Source organism: Paenibacillus praedii (assembly GCF_049725345.1).
Classification (GTDB): domain Bacteria; phylum Bacillota; class Bacilli; order Paenibacillales; family Paenibacillaceae; genus Pristimantibacillus.
In genome coordinates this window covers 1-25,156 of sequence record NZ_JBMWAM010000013.1, presented here as the reverse complement: position 1 = coordinate 25,156, position 25,156 = coordinate 1, and the positions used below count along the sequence as shown (strand labels likewise).

General features: G+C 50.1%; 26 protein-coding genes. 12 read left to right on the top strand and 14 right to left on the bottom strand.

Annotated features, from left to right (window positions below):
• Positions 1-93 precede the first annotated feature (93 nt).
• From ACO9K6_RS13435 to ACO9K6_RS13415, 5 genes are all read right to left on the bottom strand, one after another.
• Positions 94-1,164, bottom strand: a complete 1,071-nt coding sequence (locus ACO9K6_RS13435) for an acetyl-CoA carboxylase carboxyltransferase subunit alpha (protein WP_424768074.1) — start codon at positions 1,162-1,164, stop codon at positions 94-96.
• Positions 1,154-2,023, bottom strand: coding sequence for an acetyl-CoA carboxylase, carboxyltransferase subunit beta (gene accD, locus ACO9K6_RS13430; RefSeq protein ID WP_424768073.1), 870 nt, complete (start codon positions 2,021-2,023; stop codon positions 1,154-1,156). The genes ACO9K6_RS13435 and accD overlap by 11 nt, the downstream gene beginning before the upstream one ends.
• 40 nt (positions 2,024-2,063) lie before the next feature.
• Entirely contained in the window at positions 2,064-2,252 is a 189-nt protein-coding gene (locus ACO9K6_RS13425; RefSeq protein WP_102713806.1) for a glutamate decarboxylase, read from the bottom strand.
• Positions 2,253-2,349: 97 nt separating this feature from the next.
• The gene (locus tag ACO9K6_RS13420; protein WP_424768072.1) at positions 2,350-2,841 is read right to left on the bottom strand and encodes a phosphatidylglycerophosphatase A family protein; all 492 of its coding nucleotides are present in this window, start codon (positions 2,839-2,841) and stop codon (positions 2,350-2,352) included.
• Positions 2,842-3,033: 192 nt separating this feature from the next.
• Complete coding sequence (locus tag ACO9K6_RS13415; RefSeq protein WP_463357673.1) at positions 3,034-6,660, bottom strand: DNA polymerase III subunit alpha; 3,627 nt, start codon at positions 6,658-6,660, stop codon at positions 3,034-3,036.
• Between the two features lie 142 nt (positions 6,661-6,802).
• Between ACO9K6_RS13415 and ACO9K6_RS13410 the strand changes: the two genes are divergently transcribed.
• The 3 genes from ACO9K6_RS13410 to ACO9K6_RS13400 all read left to right on the top strand — a co-directional run bounded on the left by ACO9K6_RS13410 (position 6,803) and on the right by ACO9K6_RS13400 (position 8,034).
• Positions 6,803-7,129 (top strand): YtrH family sporulation protein, encoded by a 327-nt coding sequence (locus ACO9K6_RS13410; RefSeq protein WP_424768071.1) that lies wholly within the window; start codon positions 6,803-6,805, stop codon positions 7,127-7,129.
• 3 nt (positions 7,130-7,132) lie between these two features.
• Positions 7,133-7,648, top strand: a complete 516-nt coding sequence (locus tag ACO9K6_RS13405; RefSeq protein ID WP_424768070.1) for a hypothetical protein — start codon at positions 7,133-7,135, stop codon at positions 7,646-7,648.
• A gap of 89 nt (positions 7,649-7,737) precedes the next feature.
• A complete protein-coding gene (locus tag ACO9K6_RS13400; RefSeq protein ID WP_424768069.1) occupies positions 7,738-8,034 on the top strand; it encodes a YtpI family protein in 297 nt (98 codons plus the stop codon).
• Positions 8,035-8,041: 7 nt separating this feature from the next.
• Here ACO9K6_RS13400 and ACO9K6_RS13395 read toward each other — a convergent pair whose 3' ends face one another.
• Entirely contained in the window at positions 8,042-9,397 is a 1,356-nt protein-coding gene (locus ACO9K6_RS13395; protein WP_424768068.1) for a DRTGG domain-containing protein, read from the bottom strand.
• Positions 9,398-9,489: 92 nt separating this feature from the next.
• Complete coding sequence (locus ACO9K6_RS13390; protein WP_424768067.1) at positions 9,490-9,963, bottom strand: hypothetical protein; 474 nt, start codon at positions 9,961-9,963, stop codon at positions 9,490-9,492.
• 236 nt (positions 9,964-10,199) lie between these two features.
• On the opposite strand from ACO9K6_RS13390, the gene ACO9K6_RS13385 reads away from it, so the two are divergent.
• Positions 10,200-10,553 carry a helix-turn-helix domain-containing protein gene (locus tag ACO9K6_RS13385; protein ID WP_424768066.1) on the top strand — a complete coding sequence of 118 codons (354 nt, stop codon included), beginning with the start codon at positions 10,200-10,202 and terminating at the stop codon, positions 10,551-10,553.
• Positions 10,554-10,633: 80 nt separating this feature from the next.
• On the opposite strand, the gene ACO9K6_RS13380 is transcribed toward ACO9K6_RS13385, so the two are convergent.
• Together ACO9K6_RS13380 and ACO9K6_RS13375 are read right to left on the bottom strand one after the other, a co-directional pair.
• Positions 10,634-10,924: a hypothetical protein gene (locus ACO9K6_RS13380; protein WP_424768065.1), complete on the bottom strand. Its 291-nt coding sequence runs from the start codon at positions 10,922-10,924 to the stop codon at positions 10,634-10,636.
• An 89-nt stretch (positions 10,925-11,013) separates the two neighbouring features.
• Entirely contained in the window at positions 11,014-11,349 is a 336-nt protein-coding gene (locus tag ACO9K6_RS13375) for a YlbF family regulator (protein ID WP_424768064.1), read from the bottom strand.
• 227 nt (positions 11,350-11,576) lie between these two features.
• Here ACO9K6_RS13375 and ACO9K6_RS13370 point away from each other — a divergent pair, with 227 nt between their 5' ends.
• The 6 genes from ACO9K6_RS13370 to ACO9K6_RS13345 are packed head-to-tail and all read left to right on the top strand — an operon-like array spanning position 11,577 to position 18,388.
• Complete coding sequence (locus tag ACO9K6_RS13370) at positions 11,577-12,947, top strand: YheC/YheD family endospore coat-associated protein (protein WP_424768063.1); 1,371 nt, start codon at positions 11,577-11,579, stop codon at positions 12,945-12,947.
• A gap of 11 nt (positions 12,948-12,958) precedes the next feature.
• On the top strand, positions 12,959-14,185 hold the full coding sequence (locus ACO9K6_RS13365; protein ID WP_424768062.1) for a YheC/YheD family endospore coat-associated protein: 1,227 nt from the start codon (positions 12,959-12,961) through the stop codon (positions 14,183-14,185).
• On the top strand, positions 14,182-15,561 hold the full coding sequence (locus ACO9K6_RS13360; protein ID WP_424768061.1) for a YheC/YheD family endospore coat-associated protein: 1,380 nt from the start codon (positions 14,182-14,184) through the stop codon (positions 15,559-15,561). The genes ACO9K6_RS13365 and ACO9K6_RS13360 overlap by 4 nt, the downstream gene beginning before the upstream one ends.
• Positions 15,561-16,715: a YheC/YheD family endospore coat-associated protein gene (locus ACO9K6_RS13355; RefSeq protein ID WP_424768060.1), complete on the top strand. Its 1,155-nt coding sequence runs from the start codon at positions 15,561-15,563 to the stop codon at positions 16,713-16,715. The genes ACO9K6_RS13360 and ACO9K6_RS13355 overlap by 1 nt, the downstream gene beginning before the upstream one ends.
• Before the next feature lies 1 nt (position 16,716).
• Positions 16,717-17,223 (top strand): GNAT family N-acetyltransferase, encoded by a 507-nt coding sequence (locus ACO9K6_RS13350; RefSeq protein WP_424768059.1) that lies wholly within the window; start codon positions 16,717-16,719, stop codon positions 17,221-17,223.
• Positions 17,180-18,388, top strand: a complete 1,209-nt coding sequence (locus tag ACO9K6_RS13345; RefSeq protein ID WP_424768058.1) for a YheC/YheD family endospore coat-associated protein — start codon at positions 17,180-17,182, stop codon at positions 18,386-18,388. The genes ACO9K6_RS13350 and ACO9K6_RS13345 overlap by 44 nt, the downstream gene beginning before the upstream one ends.
• 65 nt (positions 18,389-18,453) lie before the next feature.
• On the opposite strand, the gene ACO9K6_RS13340 is transcribed toward ACO9K6_RS13345, so the two are convergent.
• Positions 18,454-19,131 carry an HAD family hydrolase gene (locus ACO9K6_RS13340; RefSeq protein WP_424768057.1) on the bottom strand — a complete coding sequence of 226 codons (678 nt, stop codon included), beginning with the start codon at positions 19,129-19,131 and terminating at the stop codon, positions 18,454-18,456.
• A gap of 95 nt (positions 19,132-19,226) precedes the next feature.
• Positions 19,227-19,508 (bottom strand): hypothetical protein, encoded by a 282-nt coding sequence (locus tag ACO9K6_RS13335; RefSeq protein WP_424768056.1) that lies wholly within the window; start codon positions 19,506-19,508, stop codon positions 19,227-19,229.
• A gap of 189 nt (positions 19,509-19,697) precedes the next feature.
• On the opposite strand from ACO9K6_RS13335, the gene asd reads away from it, so the two are divergent.
• The gene (asd, locus tag ACO9K6_RS13330) at positions 19,698-20,486 is read left to right on the top strand and encodes an archaetidylserine decarboxylase (RefSeq protein ID WP_424768055.1); all 789 of its coding nucleotides are present in this window, start codon (positions 19,698-19,700) and stop codon (positions 20,484-20,486) included.
• Between the two features lie 76 nt (positions 20,487-20,562).
• Here the strand turns inward: asd and ACO9K6_RS13325 are convergent, their stop codons facing one another.
• Complete coding sequence (locus ACO9K6_RS13325; protein WP_424768054.1) at positions 20,563-21,348, bottom strand: helix-turn-helix domain-containing protein; 786 nt, start codon at positions 21,346-21,348, stop codon at positions 20,563-20,565.
• A 230-nt stretch (positions 21,349-21,578) separates the two neighbouring features.
• On the opposite strand from ACO9K6_RS13325, the gene ACO9K6_RS13320 reads away from it, so the two are divergent.
• A complete protein-coding gene (locus ACO9K6_RS13320; RefSeq protein WP_424768160.1) occupies positions 21,579-22,883 on the top strand; it encodes an aminotransferase class I/II-fold pyridoxal phosphate-dependent enzyme in 1,305 nt (434 codons plus the stop codon).
• 77 nt (positions 22,884-22,960) lie between these two features.
• On the opposite strand, the gene ACO9K6_RS13315 is transcribed toward ACO9K6_RS13320, so the two are convergent.
• A complete protein-coding gene (locus ACO9K6_RS13315; protein WP_424768053.1) occupies positions 22,961-24,208 on the bottom strand; it encodes an ABC transporter permease in 1,248 nt (415 codons plus the stop codon).
• Entirely contained in the window at positions 24,208-24,957 is a 750-nt protein-coding gene (locus ACO9K6_RS13310; RefSeq protein WP_424768052.1) for an ABC transporter ATP-binding protein, read from the bottom strand. The genes ACO9K6_RS13315 and ACO9K6_RS13310 overlap by 1 nt, the downstream gene beginning before the upstream one ends.
• Between the last annotated feature and the right edge of the window lie 199 nt (positions 24,958-25,156).

Below are 25,156 nucleotides of genomic sequence, written 5' to 3'. Positions count from 1 at the left end.
CTCTTTTCCTCCGTTTAATGCCTGATATTCTAGTTTTATACTGACACGATTTCCGGCTGCTACACACAGCAGGAAATCAATTGTACACTCTTTTTATTGTACTGCAGGCGCTGCTTCATGAACAGATTGGACTTCGTCCCCGGCTTCAGCAGCCTTCTCGATAGACAAGACATCTTCAGAAGAATCGGCTATAGTAACCGGCTGCTTCTCGACCACCTTAAATTGTCCTACCTTTCGGAACTTATTATACCGATCCGTTATGAGCTCCTCCGCGCTAAGCGGCAGCAACTGCTGCAGGTGGTGCCATAGCTTATCCTTAATTTGTTCCGCCTGAAACTCCAAATCCTTATGCGCTCCGCCCTGAGGCTCAGCAATAATGTCCTCAATAACGCCAAATTCAAGCAAATCCTTAGCTGTAATCTTCATCGCTTCGGCTGCTTGATCCGCCCTTGAAGCATCCTTCCATAGAATAGAAGCCGCGCCATTTGGCGAAATTGCGCTATAAATCGCATTCTCCAGCATAAGCACGCGGTTACCAACCCCTAAAGCCAAAGCGCCCCCGCTGCCGCCCTCACCAATTACGACACAGATGATTGGCACGCCGAAGCCGGCCATCTCCCGCAGGTTGCGGGCAATCGCTTCCGATTGTCCGCGCTCCTCGGCGGTTTTGCCCGGATATGCGCCCTTCGTATCAATGAAGGTAATAATTGGCCGCTTAAATTTATTCGCCTGTTCCATAAGCCGCAGCGCCTTACGAAAGCCCTCGGGGTGAGGACTCCCAAAAAAACGAGCGATATTGTCGCGTGTATCCTTGCCGCGCTGATGACCAATTACAGTAACCGGCAAACCGTTCAGCTTCGCAAGACCACCTACGATCGCAAGATCATCGGCGAAGAGACGATCTCCGTGAAGCTCCATAAAATCGGTAAATATCGATTGAATGAAGTCGAGCGACGTCGGCCGTTGATGATGACGGGCCATATGCATCTTTTGTGCTGGAGTAAGCTCGTTGTACAACTCGTCCTCAAGTTGCTTGCATCTCGTCTCCAGACGAACAATTTCCTCAGAAAAGTCAATGCCCTTCTCAATGCTTAAACTCTTTAGTTCGGTAATCTTTTGCCGCAAATCGATCAGCGGTTTCTCAAAAGGCAGCTCACCCGCCATAGGATGTTCCCTCCCTTGCGACATGCATATCGAGCAGCTTGGCTAACGTAGCCTTCATCTCTTTGCGGTGCACAACTTTATCCAGTTGCCCATGCTGCAAATTAAATTCAGCCGTCTGAAAATCATCAGGCAGCTTTTGTCGGATGGTTTGTTCGATCACAATACGTCCAGCAAAGCCGATCAATGCCCCAGGCTCGGCCAAATTGTAATCGCCCAGGCTCGCAAAGCTCGCCGAAACCCCTCCGGTAGTCGGATCCGTGAAAATGGAAATAAACAACCCGCCGTCTCCTTGAAATTTCGACAGCGCCGCGCTAGTTTTGGCCATTTGCATGAGGCTCAAAATACTTTCCTGCATCCGAGCTCCACTCGAGGTTGAGAAAATAAGAAGCGGCAGCTTCTTGGCATGAGCCGCTTCTATTGCTCTCGTAATCTTCTCTCCTACAGCAGAACCCATACTGCCGGTGAAAAAATCGAAGCTCATCACAGCCAAAACAACTGGAAAACCATCGATCGTACCTTCTCCCGTTACGACAGCTTCGCGCAGGTTCGATTTGCTCTTCTGCAGCTCCAGCTTACTTGCATAACCGGGGAATTCAAGCGGATCGACGGATTCTATCTCCGCATCATATTCGACCAGATGACCCTCATCGAGCGTCAATCCGATTCTTTCCCAAGCGCTTAACCGATTGTGATGACCGCACGAGGAGCAAACCTTTAAGTTTTTCTCCAATTCCTTGCTGTACTGAATCGTACCGCATTTGGAGCACTTATTCATTAAGCCCTCAGGAACTTCCCGCTTGCGCGGCTCTGATGGGATAGTCGCATACTTCTTCTTTGAAAATAAATCTTTTATTTGCACGTGTGACACCTCTCAAGGCGCAATAGTATATAGCTCTTTATCATGGCCGCATTATGGAATTGAACACTTCCTGCACTTCCTCCAGCTCGCCAGACGGAACTAGTATTTCGTATTGCTGTTTGGACAGATTAACAGAGCGGATTTTCACCAAGAATCCTTCCTCCGTAAGCCGCTTCTTGATGTTATCTGCGATTTTTGCTGTTGGTGCGATATAAATGACCGTCCACATGATGGTACCTCCTGAAAACTTTGCTACCGCAAAGTCCACTTCCTATGCATAGCTCATTCCCGGTAACAGGCCATATGATCTCATAATCATATCATAGTCAGGGCGAATCCGGCAAATCATATCGGATCGCTTTTGGGTCCTGATGCGCGATGCGAGCAGAGGCAGCGGCTGCCAATCCGGCGACCAAGTCATCCAGAAACACATGAATTCTCTCGCCTTTCAAATTCAACTGACTAATAATGCCAGGTTTTACTTTATCCAAATATCCGAAGCTCGTCAATCCGATCATGCCGTAAACATTCGTAATGCCAAGCGCCAATGTTTCATCCACGCCATACAGAGACTCATCGGTTTCCATAATCGACTGCAGCGGCTCCGGCAGCAGCCGCCGCTCGGCTAATTCATCAAGTGCAATACCGGTGTACAACACATACTGCACCTCGCGTTTCTCCAGAACGGCTCGTACGCTTTCTTCACATTTCTCCATCGTCAAATCACAATTGTAGGGATGCTGCAAGGTATACACGATCTCCGTTACATCGCCAACAGAAACGCCTCGTTTCAAGAGCCACTTTTCGATTCCAGTCATCCTAGCTCATCCCTCCCGCAACTGCTTGTACGTATACCCTGGATCACAAACGTAAACGGATGCAGCTGTTCAATAAAAGCAGAAATGCTTTTCACGGGGAGCGCATGCAGCTTTTCCGTTTCCGCTTGTATCTCTAAACATATGCGGATGCAGGTCTTGACGTGCTAGTTAAAAATATAATTGTTATGATCATTATTTGACGACGATCGTCCCTTCTCCTAACAGCCGCTCAATATCTTTTATAAGCTGAGGGGAGGGCTTAACGCGATAGCTGTCGCTAAGCGCGATCGATTTCTGCTCTTGTTCATAAAATAGAACGGTATTAACCTGTCCCGCATGACCTGCCAGAAGCTCCTTCAGCTTAGCAAGAACAGCCGGCTGCTCGTTTGCCGCAATAATTTTGATATATACCCGCTGCGCCTTCCGCTCAGGCGAAGTCTTCGGAGGCGGCTGCGTATTGGGCTGGACCGTTTTACTTGACGAGGAAGCCCCTTGCCCGCTAGGCTGCTGCCTTTGATAGGCTGGCCTTCCGGACGGCGATACGCTTCCTCCACCGCGCGCAGCGCGTGCCTGGGCTTGCTTCTGCAGCCTATGCACATGCGCCGAGAGATTTTGCCTGTCGGCTTCAATCGGAACGACATCCTCAACGATGAGCTTATAGTCATCGTCCTGCTGCTGAACCGTCGCTTGTACGATGGCAAGACCACCCTTCTCGAGCTTGCTGCCGATACGGTTCCAGCTTGAAGGGAACACAACAGCCTCCACTCGCATAATACGGTCCTCCAGCTCAAGAAATCCCATCGCATGGCCTTTTTTGTTCGTGAACGGCTTCAGCGATACAATCATAACGCCAACGATCGCCACAGCGCCGTCCTTCGCGTCGGCCAGCTCGACTAGGCGATCTAAGCCCAGTCCTTCCAAATGCTGCTCCGCAGCATCAAGCGGATGGCCTGAAAAATACAGCCCTAACAGCTCCCGCTCCATATCCAACAACTGTCCCGTCGTATACGGACGTATATTCGGCAGCTCCACATCCCAGTTTTGCACCTCATCAAAGCCGAACAGCTCAATTTGCAGTTCTTCGCGCTCCTTGCGCCATTTGACCGCCGCCTCAACAGTCTCATCCAGCCCGGCTAGCAGCTGTGCCCGATGGCCGGGCAGCGAATCACAGGCCCCAGCCTGAATAAGCGATTCCAGTACGCGCTTGTTCACAACCCGCAAATCAACCCGCTGGCATAAATCAAGCAAGCTTTCGAACGGCCGTTCCGTCCGCACCTTCTGCAGCGCTTCTATTGCCTGCGTGCCCACGTTTTTAATTGCTGCTAAACCAAAACGCACCGCCCCTTCGACAGGCGTGAACGATATGCCGCTCTCATTCACATCAGGCGGAAGCACCTCGATGCCCATGCGCCTGCATTCATCGACGTATTCCGCTGTTTTACGCTGATTGCCTGTTACCGATGCGAGCATTGAGGACATGAACGGCACGGGGTAATGAGCTTTAAGATAGGCCGTCTGGAAGGCAAGCACGCCATAAGCAGCCGCATGCGCACGCGGGAAGCCGTAGTCGGCGAAGCGAACAATCATATCATAAACATGATTTGCTTCGGATTCCGAATAACCCTGCGCCAGGCTCCCCTTCACAAAGTGCGCACGTTCCTCATCGAGCACCTCGCGCTTTTTCTTAGAGACAGCGCGGCGCAGCAAATCAGCTTCAGCGAGCGTAAAGCCCGCCATAAGCGAAGCGATTTGCATAATTTGCTCTTGATATACAATAATGCCGTACGTATCGGAAAGAATGGGCTCGAGTGTCGGATGCGGATACTCCACCGCAACAAGGCCATGTTTGCCCTGAATGTACTTTGGAATAAATTCCATCGGACCGGGCCGGTACAAAGCGAGAACAGAAATAATGTCCTCAAATTCAGACGGCTTCATTTCCTTCAGCACGCGGCGTACACCTGTTGACTCCAACTGAAAGATACCGGTCGTATCGCCTTTTCCCAGCATAGCGTAAGTAGCAGGGTCGGCATCACTGATCATGCGAAAATCGATTTCCTTGCGGTACAGCTCCTTTACCCATTGCAGCGTCCGCTCCAAAATAGATAATGTTCGCAGGCCGAGAAAATCCATTTTGAGGAGGCCGACTGCCTCGAGATTTTCCATCGTATATTGCGTGAGAGGGATTCGATCGCTCCCTGTTTGCAGGGGAGCATAATGCGTAAGCGGCTCCTGGGAAATGACCACTCCGGCAGCATGAGTTGAGGCATGCCGAGGCATCCCCTCAACTTTAAGCGCCATCTGCAGCATTGCCGCGGTCTTCGGCTGCCGCTCGCTCGCTTCCCTAAGCTCCGAGCTCATGCGAAGCGCATCCTCAATTGTAATGCCCAGATGAGTCGGGATAAGCTTCGCCGCGCGGTCGACCTCTTGAAATGGAACGTTCATCGCTCGTCCAACATCCCGTACAGCAGCTTTTGCCGCCATCGTTCCGAAGGTAATAATTTGTGCGACATGCTCCTCGCCGTATTTCGCCGCAACATAAGCGATAACCTCATCTCGTCTCTCATCATTAAAGTCGATATCAATATCAGGCATTGATACCCGCTCCGGATTAAGAAAACGCTCAAACAAAAGCTTATATTTCAGCGGATCGACATCTGTAATTTGCAGCGAATAGGCAACTAAACTCCCTGCAGAGGAGCCCCGGCCGGGTCCTGTTCGAATGCCGCGCTCATGAGCAAAACGCACGAAATCCCATACGATCAGAAAGTAGTCGCTGAAGCCCATTTTATCAATGACAGAAAGCTCATATTCCAGTCGTTTCTCGGCATTCTCGCGATAAAGCTTATCCGCCGCCCATTGCGGCTGACCTGCATATCTGGCCGTTAAGCCGTCACGGCATAGCGTCGCCAAATACGCGGATGAGCTCATCCCGGACGGCACTGGGCGGAATACCGGAAGCGCGGCGCGTCCCAGCGTTAGCTCCAGCTCACATTTACCCGCGATTTCCACCGTATTCGCAATCGCTTCCGGCACATGTCTGTAGAGCATGGCCATCTCATCGGCGCTTTTCATATAGAGCTGATCAGTAAGCATCCGCATCCGATCCGGATCTTCAACCGTTTTTCCTGTACCGATGCATAGCAGCACATCCTGAACCTCAGCATCCTCAGCGCGCAAATAGTGAACATCATTGGTAGCCGCAAGCTTAATGCCTGTCTCACGCGACAGCTCAATCATAGCTGCTGCGACCTTCTTCTGATCCAGCATCCCATGGTCCTGCAGCTCTAGATAAAAATCGTCTCCGAACATGGCCTTGTAACGCAAAGCGGCGTCCTTCGCCTCCTGGCGTCGATCATGAAGCAGATGCTGCGAAATTTCACCCTGTAAGCAGGAGCTTAAGCAGATGAGACCTTTCGAATGCTCTTTCAGTACCTCGAGATCAATACGAGGCTTATAATGAAAGCCTTCCAGATGGCCGATTGAGCTTAACTTCATTAGATTGCGATAACCTGTCTCATTCTTGGCCAGCACGATGAGATGATAAATCGGATTGTCCTTGCGTGTACCTTTCTCCAATCGGGACCCCGTCGTTAAGTACAGCTCGCAGCCGATAATCGGCTTGATGCCCTGCGCCCGACAAGCCCGATAGAAGGGTACCGCCCCATACATGACTCCATGATCAGTGAGCGCGAGCGCCTTCATGCCAAGCTCGGCAGCCCTGGCCGTAAGATCACGGATTCTAGCGGCTCCATCGAGCAGGCTATATTCGCTGTGTACGTGCAAATGCACAAATGATTGCCCAGTCATACCGCTCATCGCATCCGTTCCTTTCCGCAACGTCCAAATAAGTTGACTCTATTTTATCATAATAGGAGCGGACACGCCCATAGAATGGTAGCAGGCCTTGCATACTTCAGAAACATGCAGCTTTCATTATCTTATATTAGGAGGGCTATTTATGAGTTATTTTTTGTCCAAGGCAGGACTTGATTTTTTCATTGCGTTCGGCGTCATCATCGGGGGGTCGATGATGGCGGGAATCGGTTCAATATTCATGCTGCTGCCGCCCGCAACGACCATGGTGGAAACTGCCGCAAGACTTAAAATATGGGCGATCGTAGCCGCAATCGGCGGATCGATTGATCCTGTCCGCGTAATCGAGAGCAATATTATGGCCGGACAGCTATCGCCCGCAGCGCAGCAGATCTGCTTTATTCTAATCGCTTTTCTCGGCGCTCATCTTGGATCGGAGCTTGTGCGTCTGATTTGCAAAGGAGCCTTTTAAGCGATGCGGGTACCGCCATTTGAACGCTATGTGAAGGGACTGCAGATGGTTGGGATGCTGATCCTTGGCATCATCGTTGGGGCGATCATTTACAATTCATTATATGTGGCGCGATTCGAGGCTTTGATTATCTTGAAGAGCGATCTTGAGGCGAGGCTCGAGCAGTATGAACAGGACATTAAAAATTTAAAGCAGTTTAAAAACCAGCATACCGTCATTAAGAGCATACTGCCTCGCATCGAGGAGGAAGCCGGTCAAAAAACAGACAGGCCGGATCTCGATAAAATGACTGAGGCTGAGCTGATTAAAAGGATTAAGGAAGACCTAAGCAGCTTTCTAGGCCAAAGTATTTACAAAATCGATTCTGAAGCGCAATTTGCGCGCAAGCTGCTGGAAAAAAAGGTGTATACCAATGTGTATAGTAAGGATTATACGATTGAGGTGAAAACGGTACTCGTCGTTGACAATGTTCTGCATGTATGGGTGAAGGTACGCATCTACGCGAAGCCTCCTGCTTAAGCAAAAAGCAGCTTTTCATGTTACAATAGAATCTGCCTGCGTACAATGTCCAAGCTGCAACTACATAATGAAAAAGGAGCTTCTAATTTATGGATCAGCTTATGCAATGGGTGCTTGCGCCGGGGATATTCCTTACGCTTGTGCTCTCCGTCACCTACAGCTTCAAGTCTCGTCGTACCAAGGATAAAAGAGAGCGCGGGATTCTAGCTGCAAAAACGAATATATGCATGGGACTCATGCTGCTGTTCATCGCATTGGTTCAATTGTTTCTGTCAGGCGAATCCACGCTGCGAATCGTTATTGGCGCTGTGTTTATGGTGCTTGGCTTGTTCAATTTGTTTGCCGGATTGCGCAATCTCGGCTTATTCCGAGCACCAAAGGGCTAAGGGCTGACTAGTAAGGATCAATCATCTGGGCCGTCAGCATCGCTTTGGCGGCCAGTCCCTGCGAATCAATAACCTCAATTTCCAGCTTCGTAAATTTCCGGCTCATCTCGAGCGCCCTCGGAATAATTTTAATTTCACTGTCAATATGCACCGGCCTAACGAAATAAGTCGTTATGCTTTCAAGCAAATAATCGCGTTTGGCCGTCTCCCTAATCATTCTTCGGGCAGCCTGCGTCATTAAGGTAGCAAGCAGTCCCTCCGAAACCATGCCGAGTGCACCAGACATTTGGGGCGTGGTCGTACCTTTGTAGACAATTCCCAATTCATCCTGGCCGCTTACGCTGGGGGAAGCCATAAAGCCGGCCCACATCAGGTCCTCGAAGGTTTCCCCTGATTCCGGCTGCTTGCCCGCGAAGCGCATGGCATCGAGCACCTCCTGCCTGGTTACGACGCCAAGCAGCTTGCGGTGCCTGTCGACAATCGGCAATAAATCAATGCCCTCCGCCGCCATCGTATGCGCTGCCGAAGTAACCGTAATGTTTGGCGCGGCCGTAATTGGCTGCTTCGTCATCAGCTTTTCGACCGGGCTGTCCTCAGGAGAGCCAATCGCATCCTTGGCCGTCATCATCCCTACCACTCTGCTCCGTTCATCCACTACCGGGAACCTGGAATACCCCGTCTCACGTGACAGTCTGTGAAAATCAGAATTGGTATGACCGACTTGAAGCACATCCGCCGGACGGCTAAACGTTACTATATCCTCAAGCAGCATAATTTTCCGCTTGATCAGCCGATCATACATTGCCCGATTAATCATCGAGGCGACTGTAAATGTATCATGCCGGGATGATATGATGGGCAGCGAGCGCTCATCCGCAAGCTTTATGACCTCTGGGCTTGGCTCGAAGCCGCCGGTTATAAGTACGCCTGCGCCCTCCTCAAGGGCACAGCGATGTGCGCCAACACGGTTGCCTACGATAAGCAGACTGCTCTCATCAATATAGCGCAGCATCGCTTCGAGCTCCATTGCGCCAATGACGAATTTATGCAGCGTTTTATCCAGCCCGTCTGCCCCGCCGAACAGCTTGCCCTCTACAATTTCTGCGACCTCGCCAAAGGTGAGCTGATCAAGCGCCTCGCGCCGCTTGCGATCTATTCGTACCGTTCCGATCCGCTCCTTCGTGCTTACAAGTCCAGAGCTCTCCGCTTCTTTGAATGCTTTGTAAACCGTTCCCTCACTAACGCCCAGCGCCTTAGCAATCGCCCGAACCGATATTTTTGTACCGATCTTAAGCCCTTGTATATAATGCAAAATTTGCTCATGCTTCGTGCTTGTCTCATTCCCTGGTCCAATTGGAGCCATCGCCATCCTCCGCCCAACAAACTGTTTCTTTTCTTATTATAGGAGAAAGCAAGAAACAAGTCATGTTCGATTCAAGCTTGGGTAACGCACGCTTACAGCTGCCATTGCAGAATCACCTTCTCCGCCTTCAGCTTGGCATCCACACTCTTTCCGTCCACACCCTTCAGCTTCCATTTCTTGAACAGCTGCTGGATCGATTGCACACTAATCGCCTTCTCTGCCCCAGACATAATAAATGCCTGCCAATCGTAATCAATCGGAAGCAGATAACGGAGCGATAGAATCGGATAACGATCATATTCAATCCTTTGTGAAGGTATTTCCTCATATTGGCTGGAAAAGAGAAAGGCGCTTTGCTCGCTGAAGGGTCTGGAAATCGGATCTGACTTCAGCTCTAGCACATACTCTACAATTTGCGTATGCGGATTAACTCGACAGCTGAAGGCGCCATGCGCAGTCGCCATCTTGTCAACACGATGGGACAACCGGTATGTGAATTGAACAAGGAAGGGAACATTGCCATAATAAGAGCGGACTTTTCTGAAAAATTCGAATTCGTCAACCATTTGTCTTCCTCCTCACATTCACCTTCGCGGTATTCTATGTCCTTCCCTCTCTAGTTCTAGTTAAATTAGTAAATTTAACCTATATAGGAAATTGCAATAATAGAATAATACTTTTTTACACAATTATAGTAAAGAATCCACACATTAGTCAATGACTATAGTCACTTTATTCAATATACTCTATAGAATGTTGTTGGCAAGCAAAGAAACCTCTATCGTTAGGCTGAGGTGACCATATGAGTGAAATTGCAGGGCTTATAGGAGAAAACATTCGTTCGCTGCGCAAAAAAAGAGGCCTAAGCCAAGAGCAGCTTGCTCTACGCGCCGATATTAACGCTTCCTATATGGGACAGGTTGAACGCGGAGAAAAAAATCCAACCATTGACGTACTTAGCAAAATCGCGTTTGCACTTCAAATTCCAATTGAGCAATTGGTCAATGTGATTTCTGATCCAGAGGTTTCAGACGACAATGTTGCTGACGCTTATGCCCATAAAATCGCACATCAATTAAACGGTCTAAGCTTGAGAGAGCAGGAGGCCGTATACAAATTCGTTAAGCAGCTTGTACAATTCAAGGAGATGCAATAAACAACTGCACACAAAAAAAGATCCTCCAGGTACTCCTGTACGGATCTTTTTCCAATTTCTTCAAACGCCGTAAAATTGCGTTATCCATCTGTTCCGCGCGTTCTCTTGGAGATGGCCTTCTGCAGCAGCCTGCGCTCCCACAGCAGTGCTTTGGCGCGTTTTACTCGCGCAAGCTCCTTGCGTTTCACATCATTCATCAGCAGCGCATCGACATGCGCGGCAATAATAACAAGGGCAAACAAGATCCAGACAAACCCGAATACGCTCGTCCAATTCCAAGGCGCTTGCAGCTCTAGACGCGGCACCGCAAACACAAGCATTGCAAGCGCAATTAATAGATACAATACATGACGTCCTTTACCTGAAAACATAGCGTCCAACTCCTCCATAGGGCATGCGCGGTCAACCACCTTGTCCGCATTACCATCCTATGAAGCTCGCAGAGAATATATGCCTGACGTTAATCTACAATGGATTTGAGCACGTCGCTCATAATCCGGTTAACGTCCTCGAACACGAGCGCTAAGCGACGTTCCGCTTCCAGCAGCCTGCCGATGAGCGGATTTAGCGTAATAACCTCATAGAGCTTGTTCATCTTCTCCATGTCCTCGGCAGAGGGCTCTTCCCCTGCCATCATTTTTTGCTGCAGGAAGGTCTGCCGCTCGCGAAAGTCTTCCAGCATCTCCTTCGCGGCCGGATCAGCTTCTGCTGCCTGCTTCGCAAGCTTGAGCTGCTTCGCCTCTTCACTTCCCTTAAGTGCTTTCGCTAATTCGTAGGCTTTGTCATAAACATTCATAGCGTCTTGCTCCTTTTTTATTCATATTCTATAGACTAGACCAATCATAACTTCTAAGGCAAGCCGAGCCAAGTTTATTATGGAAAAGCCTATGAAAACAACACAAGCCTCGCCATGATTCGGATTCACAAAGGAATAGATGTCCTCATATGATGAATTAATTCGTGAAAATACCTATAGGCCGCTTACCACTTATCGTCATCCTCCTGCTTGGAAGGAGATTTATGATGCTCAAATCGAAAGTAGCCGTACAGGTGATCAGCACCGGTATGCTTCCAGAGGATACGCTCATGCTTGGCGAAGCATATGTTAAGCAGTGGAAAATCCCGAAAGGCCAGCATATCCAGCTAAAATTCGGCGCCCTTCGGCACAGCGTGAAGGTTATTCCTGTCACAAAGTACGACGGGATGAGAATGAGCCAAAGCTTAGCCAGACAAATGGGGTTGTCGAATGGAACTGCAATGCGACTGCATTACAAGGCCAGCACAGCCACGCTCGTCTTGGGGCCATTGATCGGCGTGCTAATCAGCCGCGATGATCCGAATATGCCGGATAAGCCATTCGGCTCCATCACCATGTTCTGCAGGGAGCTAGTTGAAGCCTGTACGGCACAAGGCGCGTACGTTTATTTTTTCACGCCGAACCAAATCGGCGGCAGCTCGAACTATATTGACGGTTGGATCTACCAGGACGGGTGGTGCCAGGTGACTTTGCCTGTGCCAGATGTCATAAATAACCGCTTAACCTCGCGGAAATTGGAGAACAAACCGAGCGTACAGCATTTTCTGAAGGAAGTAAAACTGAATCACCAGACGACCGTGTTTAACGAGAAGTTTCTGGATAAAACAGAGGTTTTTGAAGCGCTCAAAAAGGATGAATCCTTGGTTCGCTATTTGCCAGAATCACATTTGCTTCGCAACTATTCGATGCTGAAGTCCATGTGCTCGCGCTACAGCAATGTATTTCTCAAGCCCGTTCGTGGAAGCCTGGGCAAAGGCATCATCCGGGTCTCCCGTGTAGAGTCGGGCAGCTATCAGGCGATGTATGCGACGGCGGCCGGTACGCGAAGACAGCAATACTCAAGCTTAGTCAAGCTGTTCTCAACTATTTCTGCGAAAATGAAAACCGTCCGCTTCCAAGTTCAGCAGGGTCTTCAGCTTATAGAAATTCAGAAAAGGCCGGTTGACTTTCGTGCTCTGGTCCAAAAGAACGCGAGCGGCAAATGGGCCATTACCTCGATTGTCGCACGAACGGCCGGAAGCCATCATTTTGTATCTAATCTGGCTCGCGGCGGCACCCTTAGCAAAGTTGGGGAAGCGGTAGCGAAATCCAATCTGCAATCAGGAATAAGCAGACAGGATACGGTAAAGCAGCTGCAGCAGGCGGCGCTTCATATTGCACGCGGAGTAGATACGCACATTCCAGCCCACTTTGGCGAGCTGGGTATCGATCTTGCTCTCGATACGAGCGGAAGGGTATGGCTTCTGGAGGTCAACTCAAAGCCCTCCAAAAACGATAATACCCCGCTCAGCGACAACAAAATCCGCCCTTCTGTCCGCATGATGATCCAATACTCCCGATTTTTATCGGGCTTTTGACGGAGGTGCTTATGCAGGCTGTAACGATGATGCTCGGTATTCTGGTCGCTTCCATCACTCGTTCCATCCAAGCGGATGGAACAGCTGCGATCTTGCCGGAGCCTTCCTTCTGCCGAGCGCTTTGCTTAGCAGCCCGAAAGCTTGGCATAGGTGTATATGTATTTGCGCCGGATAGTTACCAGCAGCACTCCGGTCAGCTTCGCGCCTTTTTTTACGAGAGTGATCGCTGGATCGAACGTTTAGCTCCTTTTCCCGACATTATCTATGATCGCTGCTTCTATACGAATGCAGGCCAGAGCAGCCGCTGCAAGAATATGCTGGAGGCGCTGAAGCACAAGAAGCGATACCTCATGCTAAATGGACAGCTGCCCTCCAAGATCGATGTGCATGCTGTGCTGAAAGAAGATAGCCGTCTAAGCGAATATTTGCCGATGACGATTCTTTATAGAGCTGCAGAGCAGCTAGAGCCCCTACTCAGTCGTTATGGCAATGGAATTGTCTTAAAGCCTGCAGCGGGTATGCAGGGAAGAGGACTGCTGCATATGAAGCGCTGCCCGCTGGAACAGTCGCTTCATATCAGAGGACGAAGCAGGAATAACCGCGCATTCTCTCTTACCTTTACAGACGAACGCTTATTCCCACGATGGCTTGATCGTTTTATCAACCGCTCGCCTTATATTGTCCAGCCCTATCTCGAGCTGTGCGCCGAGGACAGCAGGCCATTTGATGCAAGAGCGCTTCTGCAGAAAAATGCCAAAGGCAGCTGGAATCTAACTGGTATCGCTATTCGATCGGGGCAGGTCGGGGGCTTAACCTCTAACCTGCATGGCGGAGGCGATGCTGTCCCTGTAAAGAGTCAGCTGATTGCCAAATATGGCGTGCAAACCGCCGAACGTTTGATGGAGCAAATCCATACAATAAGCAAGCAAGCTGCCGAAACGCTAGAAAGCCGTTTTGGCAGATTCGCCGAGCTTGGCTTTGACTTCGGCATTGAGCCGGACGGACAGCTCTGGCTGCTTGAAGTGAATGCAAAGCCTGGCCGCTCTTCCTTTCGATTAATAGGTGATCGGAAGGCTGAGCAGCTCTCCATCGCCCAGCCGCTCCATTATGCTCGTTTTCTGTCCATGCGCGCATACCCGTACTTGACAGCTCATGAATCCGCATACGACCGTCTCCGTGATGTGAATATCGACAACAACCGAATAAGGCCTTTCAACGTTCAGGAGGTTCATCGATGAGTTTGACAACTTGTAACGTACATTTCTCACAGCAGTCCAATAAGATCGTTTATTTGTCCAGCCCGTTGCTGAAGCAGCTGAAGTTATCCGGCAAAAAGCCGGTTCACCTTAAGCTCGGTAATGAGGTCATTACGGCAGAGATCAAGCAGTTGAAGCGGCCGGGCAACCATCTCTATCTTTCAGCAGGAATCAGGCAGACCATTCGAGTTCCGAAATCGGGCAATGTGTATGTGCTCGGCTCTGGAGACAATGAATTACAGCTAGGTCCACTCGTCGGCATATTGAGCGATAATGCCGTACGCTCGGAAAGCAATCCCTTTGGTCCACGAACGGGCTTTATTAAACAAGTCATCCGGGCTGGCGAGCATAAGGCGTATCTGTTCGGCTTCACTCCGAATGATATCAACTGGCAGCAAGAGACGATCAACGGCTATTTTCTCAATCCACAGGGCAGCTGGTACCGGAAGATCGTACCGCTGCCGGACGTCGTGTATAACCGCCTTCCGAGCCGCAAAGCGGAAACTTCAGCATCGATCAATGCCTTGCGCGAGCGCTTCGTCCGCCGGGAGATTCCATTCTTCAACTGGAGCTTCTTTAATAAGGCTGACGTCTATAAACTGCTGGACAACGATCCGGAGGCACTGAACCATTTGCCGGAATCTGTCTCCGGGCCTACGGCCGACAAAATAAAGGAGATGCTCGAGAAGCATCAATTTCTGTATTTCAAACCGACCGCGGGAAGCCTTGGGATTGGTATTTACCGTTTAACCTACCATCCAAAGCGCGGTTATTTCGCCCGCTACCGCAAGGGTGGCCAAAATATGCTGCTGCGCTTCACCAGCTTCCAAAGCTTAATGCGCATGTTGCAAGCGCGTCATGGCAGCAGCCTGAATCATTACGTCGTGCAGCAAGGCATCCGATTAGTCGAAATCGACGGCTGCCCGCTTGATTTTCGCTTTCACATGCACAAGAACGGCAAAAACGAGTGGGTACCCGTCGGCATCGGCGCGAAGAAGGCCGGCCGCGGCAGTGTCACGACGCATGTTAAAAATGGCGGCTCGCTCATGACACCGGAGCAGGCGCTCAACAGAACCTTCGGCGATAAAGCCGATGAAGTGCTGGAAAAAGCAAAGCTGGCAGCCGTCAAGCTATCAGACGCGATCGAGCGCAACTACCCTCACCGTCTCGGCGAGCTGGGCCTTGATCTTGGGATCGATAAGGACGGCGAGGTTTGGATGTTCGAGGCGAATGCGAAGCCGGGCCGCTCGATCTTTAAGCATCCAGCGCTCCGCTCAGAAGGGCGGGCATCGCTTTCCTATATTCTTGAGCATTGTATGTACCTTAGCCGCTTTCAAGGGCAGGGAGGTAATAGCTGATGGAAAGCTCGACTCCGCAGGAATCGGACTTTACAGAGCTGCGCGCTGGTAGAACGGTTCTGGCCATATTGACCATGGACGATGACGTTCAGCTATTTCGAGGCAATCGAAGCAACTTTTCCGATTTGATTCAAACCGGTCAGACGATGGGCTTCATCGTCTATGTGTTGACGATAAAAGATTTGCTGCTGACAAAGGCCAGCTTGAAAGGATATATTTTCAACGAGGCGTCAGACAGATGGGAGCAGCGGCTTCTCCCTTTTCCAGATATTATCTATAACCGTATTCCGCTGCGCGAGGATGAGATGCTTCCGTCCGTCCGTCAAAAAATCGCCGCTTGTCATAAACATCCGCGCGTACAGCTGTTTAATCCGTCCTTCTTCAATAAATGGGATTTATTTGAATGGCTGCGGCTTTCCAAGCTGACCAAGCCATTTATACCGACGACCCGCAGACTCGTAACCGTAACCAGCCTTGATCGGATGATGCGTAAGCATTCCTATCTTTATTTGAAGCCGGAGAGCGGCAAAGCCGGTCAAGGCATCATGACGATAAATGTGGATCCCGAGAAGCAGCTGCCTTATCAGTTGAAAATACAAGAAAACAAAAAAAGCTCCACCTTCAGCTGCTCAACCATCAACAAGCTGTGGAGCCGCATCCAGAAGCAATGCGGAGGTGAGGCCTATATCGCTCAGCAGGGCATTAAGCTCGCCTCCTTCAACGAACGACGCTTCGACCTGCGCGTTCTCGTTCAAAAAAATCAAAACGGACAATGGGATATTACCGGCATCGGGGCAAGAATCGCACGTACATCGAGCATCACGACCCATGTTCCCCGCGGGGGCATGATCGAGGACCCGGAGAAGCTGCTCTCCCACACATTTAATGAGGAACAAGCGCGTAATCTGCTCATAAGGACAAAAAAAACAGCTGTGCTCATAGCAAAGCAAATTGAGCGGGCTTCGGGACAGCTGCTCGGCGAAATGTCTATGGACTTAGGGATCGACAGCTTAGGGGACATGTGGTTTTTTGAAGCAAACTCCAAGCCGATGAAATTTGATGAGCCTCATATTCGCCAAAAATCGTTAGAACGTATTTTTCATTACGGAGCCTACTTGACCAAAATGAAAGCTAAAAAAGCGGGAGGCGCATAGCATGAAGCTAGAGCTGGAGCTGCTTACACCAGAAGGCTGGTTAAGAGAGCAAAAAAGATTGATTAGCTTCGCTGTCCGATATGGAGAAAAGCGGCTTACCGTCTCTACCATTCATGCACTGCGCAAGCTGGATGCCTCCTTGCTTACCCAAGCGACTGAACAGGAAACAAGCAGCGCCGCTGCTGTCGTTGCGAAGCAGGGCCCCCGCATTGCGGGGTTCGGCTTTGCCTCTGGCGGCGGCGAGGAGTGCTGCATGGTTGTCGTTCATCCTGAGGCCAGAAGCCTTGGGATCGGCGGCGCTATCGTGCAAGCCATGATCGAGCGACTTGGGAAATTGACCTGCAGTGTCGCAATTGACAATACAGCCAGCATGGCGCTTTGCTTTCGCCTTGGCATGAAGGCCGTTTCCATGCACAGAGGACCAACAGGCAAACCAACGCTCCGTTTTGAAGGAGGAACTACGAATGACGTTGCCCGTCCTAGGCATTCTGACTTTATATCTCAATGAAGCAGGCTTGCTCGAGGAAAGATCCATTTACCAGAAAATGACTTCCGCTGGACGAAAGCTGGGGCTAAACGTTTTCGTCTTTACGCCGAAGGATGTTAATTATAAGCAAAATCGCATACACGCTCTTTTTTATAACCCGGATTCTAAAGTCTGGTCGCGAAGGTGGACATCATTCCCGAACCTTATTTATGATCGATGCCGAATACAGCGAACTTACCGCTTCGAGCAGCTAAAGCAATTCCGCAGACGTTACGGTCATCTTACCTTCCTCAATCGCCCTCTCCGCAATAAATGGACGATTCATCGTATTTTGTCCAAGGATTCACGCTATAAGAGTTATCTTCCGGCTACTCGCTACGTGGAGAGCACGCAGAATGTCCTTGACATGCTGCGCAAATACCCGATTATCTATCTCAAACCGGTTAATGGTACCGGCGGCCGAGGTATATTGCGTATTGAGAAGCAAAAGGATGACCTTCTTCATATCCAAGGGCGTGATCAATCGCGACGCATTATTCAGCAGCAACATATTGCAGCCTCTGCGCTTAGCAGCTATTTGGCGCCATGGAACCTGAAAGGCAATCGGTATATCGCGCAGCAAGGCATTCAAATCAAGCTGATGAACGGTCGCGTTCACGATTACCGAATGCTCGTTCAGAAGAACGGAAAAGGCGTATGGGAGGTGACCGGCTGTGCAGGACGGATTGGAGCCGCTGGCAGTATTACTTCCAACCTGCACGGCGGCGGTCACGCAGCGACGATGAATGCTATAATGAGGGATTGGATCCGAGATGATACCCTGATCTCACAGGTAAAGGAAGAGGCAGAAAAGCTAGGCGTAGAAATCGCGGCTTATTTAGAGCAGAACTACGGAAGACTGTGCGAGCTCGCTCTGGATTTGGCTATCGATCGCAAGGGCGGCATATGGCTGCTGGAAGTCAATCCGAAGCCAGCAAGAGAGGTGTTCGCGCAAGCCGGAGAAAAAGAAGTATATCACAAAGCAATCGTCAGGCCGCTCGAATATGCGCTCTGGCTGCATAACCAGAAGCAGCGAAAAAAAGGAAAAGAGGAGCAGGCGCTGCTTTCGGATGCTAAGCCCCAGGAAGAACAAGAGCCGGAGCTTGAACTAGAACTAATTCGGGAAGCAACTCCGCCGGATGCATAAAATAACACCTGCAAAGGGCAGCGCAGCGTACTAAGCGCTTCCTTGCAGGTGTTTTTATATTGCGTCTATCGCTCGAGTAAATCGACCAGCTGACGGAAATCAGAAATGTGCGCATCCGCACCGTCAAGCTCAGCTTTACGCCCATAGCTTGCATATGCGCAGCCAATGGTCTGCAAGCCGTTGCCCTTGCCCGCTTCGACATCTGACGATCGATCCCCTACCATCCAAGCCTTGCGGATACTGTGGTCCTGAAGCAGGCGGGCCACCAAATCCACCTTGCTGGCGGTTGTATACTCGCCTGCACTATATAAGCCGTCAAACAGCTCGGCAATTCCTTTGTAACGGGCAACGCCCTTCACATATTCCTCGAGTCCATTACTGGCTACAAACAGCTTCAAGCCGCGGTCCTTCAGCTGGCGCAGCGTCTGCTCCACATGAGGATAAAGCTCACCCTCGCCTGCAGCCAATCCCTCCAGTTCATACTGAAGCAGCAGCTCATCCGCCCGCTTACGAGCAGCCTCCGAGCTATCCGGCATGACCTGCCTCCATATGTCCTCCAGTAGCATGCCTAAACAGCCAAGCAGCCTCTCCACTGGCGGTGTTTCCTGTTCATACAGCCGCTCCGCGCGTAGTGTCTCGAACACGCGCTGATGTACGAGCACAAGCAGCGTATCCGTCTCGAATAGCGTTCCATCCATATCGAATATTACAGCTTCCGGCACAGGAAGCTTACTGTCGATCATAGGTAAATCCTCCCTCCAAGTCTGTCCTTATCATACTGGAACAGAGGAGAGCATCGCAAGCTTCAGATGATCATAAGCTTCTAAAAACTAAATTCTTATTTTTTCGAGGGTATCGCCGTTTTCCCTACGACATAAGGGCCTAAATATGCCCCGCTAATTAGAAAAAAAGGATTAAGTAAAACACGATGTACTTCAGTCATGAACACGGTATCGTGAATAACCGACTCTGCAACGGCCGCAGCAGCAATGATAAACCCTACAAACAGCGCGGCAGCGGCGAGAGAGTCGAATATTCGGCCTGCCATTGCGCTTACTCTGCTGCTCCAACCGATTATCACGGAAAAAACCGCCAGTCCTGAACCTATAAGCATTATCATTAAATTTCACCTCTAGAGAAAGCATCGGCTAATCGAAGGCTGATTAAACGGAGGCTTCCTCATCCTTCTCATGCAAGGAAGCAAAAGGCAACTGACTGCATATTGATAAATGGAGCCGGATATGTCACACTGTTTTGGTGGGTGAAGGGACTTATAACCTCCTGCATGAAAGGACGTGACGGTAGACGAATGAACAAATGGCTGCTTCGTTCCATGACTGAATTAAGTTCGCGCAAATGGATTTCCCGAATAACCGGTAAATTTGCGCAATCGGCCGCCAGCCGTCGTTTTATTAACAGATTCGCAGCGACATACGGCATTAAAATTGAGGAAGCAGAGAAACCTCTATCCGAATATAAAACGTTAAATGAATTTTTCACGAGACGGCTGAAGCCTGGTCTACGAATCATTGATGATGTTACGGATTCGCTCGTAAGCCCCGTTGACGCGCTTATCACAGGCGCCGGATGGATTAGCAGCGGAACACTATTAAATATAAAAGGCCAAGACTATACGATTGATGAACTCTTAAACGGCTCCCCCCGCACAGCGAATTATATGAACGGCTTTTATTTGGTCCTCTATTTAAGTCCAACCGACTATCACCGTATTCATGCGCCGGTCAGCGGCCGAATCGTGGAGCGTGAGCATATTGCGGGCAAGGTCTACCCAGTAAATGACTTCGGTCTCCGACATATGCGCAGAGTATTAAGCCGTAATGAACGACTGATTACATACATGAAAAGCGATTGCGGGGAAACCGCTGTCGTCAAGGTTGGCGCGATGAATGTTAGCAGTATCCAATACGTCTTGCCGCTCAAGGATGAAATGTCCAAGGGAGAGGAGCTTGCATATTTTGAATTCGGCTCGACCATTGTCCTGCTTCTGGAGGATGGAAGCTTCACGCCGCGCAGCGATATTATGACGGGTGTGAAGGTTCGCATGGGCGAGCAGCTTGGCTCCCTTCACAAAGAATAAATAGCGACAGCAGTAAGCCAGCATGAAATACCCCGCTCCCTGTCAAAAACGAAGGGATCGGGGTATTTGACATTTCCTATCTAATTTCAGAGGGGCTGCGCCCCGTATATTGCTTGAACTGACGACTGAAGAAGAAAATATCGCGATAGCCCAGCGCATCCGCCACCTCTGTCACATTCATGCCCGCGTGCATCAGCAAGTGCTGCGCACGTTCGATTCGAGTCTGAATCATGTAAGTTTGCACGGACATGCCAATCAGCTCCTTGAATTTCATGGAGAAGTATCGGGGCGAAAGCTGCGCTCTCATCGCCAAATCCTCGACGCGATGCGCAATGCTCGGATTTTGCCGTACGAAATTAGCTACCTCATGGATCGCTTCAGTCAGCTGATTGCTTGCTTTCTTTTCCACGGGGAGCTGCTGGTCCTCGCGCAGCAGATGAATCATTAACTGCTTCAGCAGCAGTTGTGCTTCCTCCTCCGCCGCATACGTCTGCACGAGAAACAACCTTACGTATCGCGAAAGCATGTATTCGAAATCAACCGTATCGTTCAGCTTCCTATATCGGTTAGGCACAATATCATGGGCTTCATCAAGGGCAAAGTGTATATATGAGAGAACGAGCGGCCGCTGCGGGTTATGCGTAGCGCTCGTATAATCGCCTGGACGGAATAAGAAGCAGCTTCCCGGTCCAACCTCGTAGTGATTACCATTAACCTCGACTTCCCCTTCACCGCTCCATACATAAAATAAATCATAATTGGCCATCGGCTTCTCGCGTCTTGCCCATCTCCACCCCGGCTCACAAACGATCTTCGCGAATGCCGGCAGCAGTACGAACGACGCGGGCGAAATGTGCAGCATAGAGTAACCTCCCATGTCATACTATGCCCTCATCATACAACAGCGGTAAACTTTTGTTCAAGCATTCGAAAATTACGAAAAAATTTGACATATGAATGGTTAGCAGCTCAAAAAAAATGTTATAATAGCACCCGACAAGCGTAAACGGCTGCGGCTTACCTTTAGACAGCAAAGCTCGTTTCGCGCAATAATTTAATAATGAATGATTTCGGAAGGATGGAATAATGTCCATGAACCCACTTGCTCAGCAGTTAAACGAGACGTTACAAACGGAGAACCCGAACGTCTGCGCCATGTTGTCAGCCTTAGGCAAAGCGATTTATTTCCCGAAAGAGGGCATTCTCAGTCAGTCCGCCGAAGCAAAAACAAAGGCAACAAAATTTAACGCAACGATCGGAATTGCTACAGAAGGCGGACAGCCGATGCATCTTAAGGTCATTCAAGAGACGCTTTCTGCTTACAATCCGAAAGATATATATGAATATGCGCCTCCAGGCGGCAAGCCTGAGCTTCGTGCGGTATGGCGCACGAAGATGATCAAGGATAACCCTTCCCTTGAAACGAAAGGCTTCGGCACCCCGATCGTCACCAATGCGCTGACACATGGTCTTAGCATTGTTGCGGACCTTTTTGTCGATGCGGGCGACGCCGTTATCATTCCGAATAAAAACTGGGAAAACTACGAGCTTACTTTTGGCGTTCGCCGCGGTGCGGAGATCGTAGAGTATCCGTTATATAATGATCAAACCCGCTTCAACAGCGCAGGTCTTCGCGAAGCGCTGCTTGCTCAAAAGGACAAAGGGAAAGCCATCGTCGTACTGAACTTCCCGAATAATCCAACAGGCTATACGCCCGGACCTCAGGAAGGCGATGAAATCGTTGCGGCGATTCGTGACGCCGCTGAAGCTGGCATTAACGTTGTCGCGGTTACCGACGATGCTTATTTTGGACTGTTTTTCGAGGATTCCCTGCATGAGTCATTATTCTCGAAGCTAGCGGACCTGCATCCGCGCGTTCTTGCTGTCAAGATAGACGGCGCAACGAAAGAAGAATATGTATGGGGCTTCCGCGTAGGCTTCATCACCTATGCCTCCAAATCCGCGGCTATGCTGACTGCTTTGGAGCAGAAGACACTTGGCATCATCCGCGCGACCATATCAAGCGGCCCGCACCCTTCGCAAACCTTTGTTTTGCGCGCATTGACGTCGCCAGATTTCGAAGTGCAAAAAGCAGAAAAATATGACATTATGAAGCGCCGAGCAAATCGAGTGAAGTCACTGCTCGACAGTGGCCGTTACGGCGATGTATGGGAATACTACCCATTCAACTCCGGCTACTTCATGTGCCTTAAGCTAACCAAAGTGACCGCCGAAGCAGTGCGTGTTCGTTTGCTCAACGAATACGGGATCGGCACAATCGCTCTTGGCGAAACAGACCTTCGTGTTGCCTTCTCCTGTATTGAGGAAGAGCATCTCGAGGAGCTTTACGATACGATCTTCAAAGCGGTTAACGAGCTTCTCACCGAGAAAGCCTAATCGAGCAAACACCCCTGAGTGCTGTGTGCCTAATGAAGGCAAGCATTCAGGGGTGTTTTTTTCGCATTCCCTACCCTTTATTCTTCATCAGTGTCTTGCAGCATTTTTTTCCGTAAGCGCGAAGGTCGTATCACGATATATAGGAGTGCTCCCGCAGCAGCGGCAGCAGATGGTGCATACACCCCTGAAAAGGCCAGAGGCATAGCCGCAAAAAGCCACAGCAGCGCTGTACATACGAGCATCGCGATTCGATCTACCTTTATATATTGCTCTTCGCGCTGCTTCTCTGGCAAAGGATAAACATGCTTCCACACCGAGAACCGATGGACGTGACGCAAGCCGCCTACTTGAACCGCCAGCACACTCATAAATATCGCAAAGACGATGACCGAGCCCCATCCCGATAAGGAAACAGCTTCGCCAAACCAGTAAATCACCAGACAGCCAAGCAGCAGCAGCCGGATAACAATACCGCCGATTTCTGACCGAAGGAACGAGGCTGAATATAGAAAAATATAGGTGTTTCGATTCGAATATGGAACAAGCTGAAGCAGCCAGGCCAAATACGGCCGCTTAGCCGTGTGCGACGAAAGCGTTGGCACATCAATGAACATGCCGAAAAAGATGTAGTAGCGCTTGCGCGTCCGCGCTTCCTCCTCAATTAACCTCTCCCAAGGAAACCGTTGCCTGCTCGGAAGTCGATGGATCGCAGTAAATACGAGACTTATAAGTACGGAAAATATAGCAGACTGCCAAATTTCACATGTAAGCCACACGGCCAAAGTCAGCGCGCTTAGTGACCAGCGAAACAATCTCAGCAGTCTTCTCATCCCTGGCCAGGTCATTTGCCGCTCTCTCCAGGCGCCCCACACATTTCCCGCCTTCAATCCAGCGGCCGCAGCGGCAAGCAGCCACCCGTCGCTAAAGGCGGAGCCTTGTTGATAGATCGGTAAATAAAGCAGAAAGACGGCTGCGGCAAGTATCGCGCAGCCAATAGAGGTGTAACGAAAGGATCGGCGTAAATATCCCCCCATGTCAGCCTCTCGAGGCATCATAAAAACAACATCGCCGGCTGCAAGCCAAGTACGCAGCGGGCTCCAGCAAATGACAAGCGAAAGTGCGATTGTACCGACAAGTACGATCGGAAAGTCTGCTGGCAGGTTTCGGATCAAAGAGATATAACCAATCGCGGATGAGATCAAAATAAGAGACAGGAAGGCCGGAAAGCCGCTCTGTCCCATGTAACGGAAATAAGGCATTACCTCTTCGCGAAAGGCCCCCGCGCGGCGTCTCCAAATTTCTTCTAGCGCTTGCTCCGCTCTCATTAGCGCTGACCCCCGGTCACGAGTCTGTAAAATGCATCCTCCAGTGAGCCGCTGCGCTTGTCCATCCCAGCTGCCTGTCTGACATCCTCCAGCGTGCCTTGTGCCACGATTTTACCATGATGCATGACGATGAATCGATCACAATACGCTTCGACAGTAGAAAGAATATGCGAGCTCATTAGAATAGCGGCTCCCTTCCGCTTCACCTCGACCAGCCGCTCCAGCAGGGAGCGGATACCGAGCGGATCAAGCCCTAGAAATGGCTCGTCAATGATGTAAAGCGGCGGATCAGCGAGCAGCGCATTCATGATCATAACCTTTTGCTTCATTCCCTTAGACAAATGAGAAGCGAATGCCTTCCGCTTCGGCATCATCTGGAATTGCTGCAGCAGCTCCTCTTCTCTGGCTTCATGCAGCTTGTCCGCCACGCTGTAAGCCATTCCCGTCAATCGCAAATGCTCCTCAACTGTCAGCTCGTCGAACAGCACCGGCGTTTCCGGCACATAAGCGAATGCCGCGCGATACCGCTCCGTTTCCTCCTCCAAGGTTACGCCGTCAACTTTAACCTCGCCGATTTGCGGCTTCATAAGTCCGAGTATATGCTTAATTGTCGTACTTTTTCCTGCCCCATTCAGGCCGATCAAGCCAACCATTTCGCCTGCCTTCACCTGAAACGACAGTTCATGAAGTACAGGTCTTTTGGGACTATACCCCCCCGTTAAATCTTTCACCTCTAAAATAACATCCATTACATCACCTTCATATTGGAGTATGCACTAACTACCAGCATACCGAAAAATGCGACAATTTACAAAATGATGAGATGCGTTCCCCCAGCCTTTATAAAAAAAACTGCCCCAGGTTGAATAACTGATATGCTCCCCATATGGTAGACAGGTGAAATAATAAAACCTGGTACTGTAAGGGGAGCTTTTTCATGCCTAAAGA

Bases quoted from the DNA above. Each gene is read 5' to 3' on its own strand.
- ACO9K6_RS13385 (WP_424768066.1), top strand. From the start codon at position 10,200: ATGAGTGAAATTGCAGGGCTTATAGGAGAAAACATTCGTTCGCTGCGC.
- ACO9K6_RS13390 (WP_424768067.1), bottom strand. From the start codon at position 9,963: ATGGTTGACGAATTCGAATTTTTCAGAAAAGTCCGCTCTTATTATGGC.
- ACO9K6_RS13415 (WP_463357673.1), bottom strand. From the start codon at position 6,660: ATGAGCGGTATGACTGGGCAATCATTTGTGCATTTGCACGTACACAGC.
- ACO9K6_RS13325 (WP_424768054.1), bottom strand. From the start codon at position 21,348: ATGCTGCACATTTCGCCCGCGTCGTTCGTACTGCTGCCGGCATTCGCG.
- ACO9K6_RS13335 (WP_424768056.1), bottom strand. From the start codon at position 19,508: ATGATAATGCTTATAGGTTCAGGACTGGCGGTTTTTTCCGTGATAATC.
- ACO9K6_RS13410 (WP_424768071.1), top strand. From the start codon at position 6,803: ATGAGTTATTTTTTGTCCAAGGCAGGACTTGATTTTTTCATTGCGTTC.
- ACO9K6_RS13340 (WP_424768057.1), bottom strand. From the start codon at position 19,131: ATGATCGACAGTAAGCTTCCTGTGCCGGAAGCTGTAATATTCGATATG.
- ACO9K6_RS13315 (WP_424768053.1), bottom strand. From the start codon at position 24,208: ATGAGAGCGGAGCAAGCGCTAGAAGAAATTTGGAGACGCCGCGCGGGG.
- ACO9K6_RS13345 (WP_424768058.1), top strand. From the start codon at position 17,180: ATGACGTTGCCCGTCCTAGGCATTCTGACTTTATATCTCAATGAAGCA.
- ACO9K6_RS13310 (WP_424768052.1), bottom strand. From the start codon at position 24,957: ATGGATGTTATTTTAGAGGTGAAAGATTTAACGGGGGGGTATAGTCCC.
- ACO9K6_RS13370 (WP_424768063.1), top strand. From the start codon at position 11,577: ATGCTCAAATCGAAAGTAGCCGTACAGGTGATCAGCACCGGTATGCTT.
- ACO9K6_RS13360 (WP_424768061.1), top strand. From the start codon at position 14,182: ATGAGTTTGACAACTTGTAACGTACATTTCTCACAGCAGTCCAATAAG.
- ACO9K6_RS13400 (WP_424768069.1), top strand. From the start codon at position 7,738: ATGGATCAGCTTATGCAATGGGTGCTTGCGCCGGGGATATTCCTTACG.
- ACO9K6_RS13405 (WP_424768070.1), top strand. From the start codon at position 7,133: ATGCGGGTACCGCCATTTGAACGCTATGTGAAGGGACTGCAGATGGTT.
- ACO9K6_RS13395 (WP_424768068.1), bottom strand. From the start codon at position 9,397: ATGGCTCCAATTGGACCAGGGAATGAGACAAGCACGAAGCATGAGCAA.
- ACO9K6_RS13320 (WP_424768160.1), top strand. From the start codon at position 21,579: ATGAACCCACTTGCTCAGCAGTTAAACGAGACGTTACAAACGGAGAAC.
- asd (WP_424768055.1), top strand. From the start codon at position 19,698: ATGAACAAATGGCTGCTTCGTTCCATGACTGAATTAAGTTCGCGCAAA.
- ACO9K6_RS13380 (WP_424768065.1), bottom strand. From the start codon at position 10,924: ATGTTTTCAGGTAAAGGACGTCATGTATTGTATCTATTAATTGCGCTT.
- ACO9K6_RS13375 (WP_424768064.1), bottom strand. From the start codon at position 11,349: ATGAATGTTTATGACAAAGCCTACGAATTAGCGAAAGCACTTAAGGGA.
- ACO9K6_RS13355 (WP_424768060.1), top strand. From the start codon at position 15,561: ATGGAAAGCTCGACTCCGCAGGAATCGGACTTTACAGAGCTGCGCGCT.
- ACO9K6_RS13425 (WP_102713806.1), bottom strand. From the start codon at position 2,252: ATGTGGACGGTCATTTATATCGCACCAACAGCAAAAATCGCAGATAAC.
- ACO9K6_RS13435 (WP_424768074.1), bottom strand. From the start codon at position 1,164: ATGGCGGGTGAGCTGCCTTTTGAGAAACCGCTGATCGATTTGCGGCAA.
- ACO9K6_RS13350 (WP_424768059.1), top strand. From the start codon at position 16,717: ATGAAGCTAGAGCTGGAGCTGCTTACACCAGAAGGCTGGTTAAGAGAG.
- ACO9K6_RS13365 (WP_424768062.1), top strand. From the start codon at position 12,959: ATGCAGGCTGTAACGATGATGCTCGGTATTCTGGTCGCTTCCATCACT.
- ACO9K6_RS13420 (WP_424768072.1), bottom strand. From the start codon at position 2,841: ATGACTGGAATCGAAAAGTGGCTCTTGAAACGAGGCGTTTCTGTTGGC.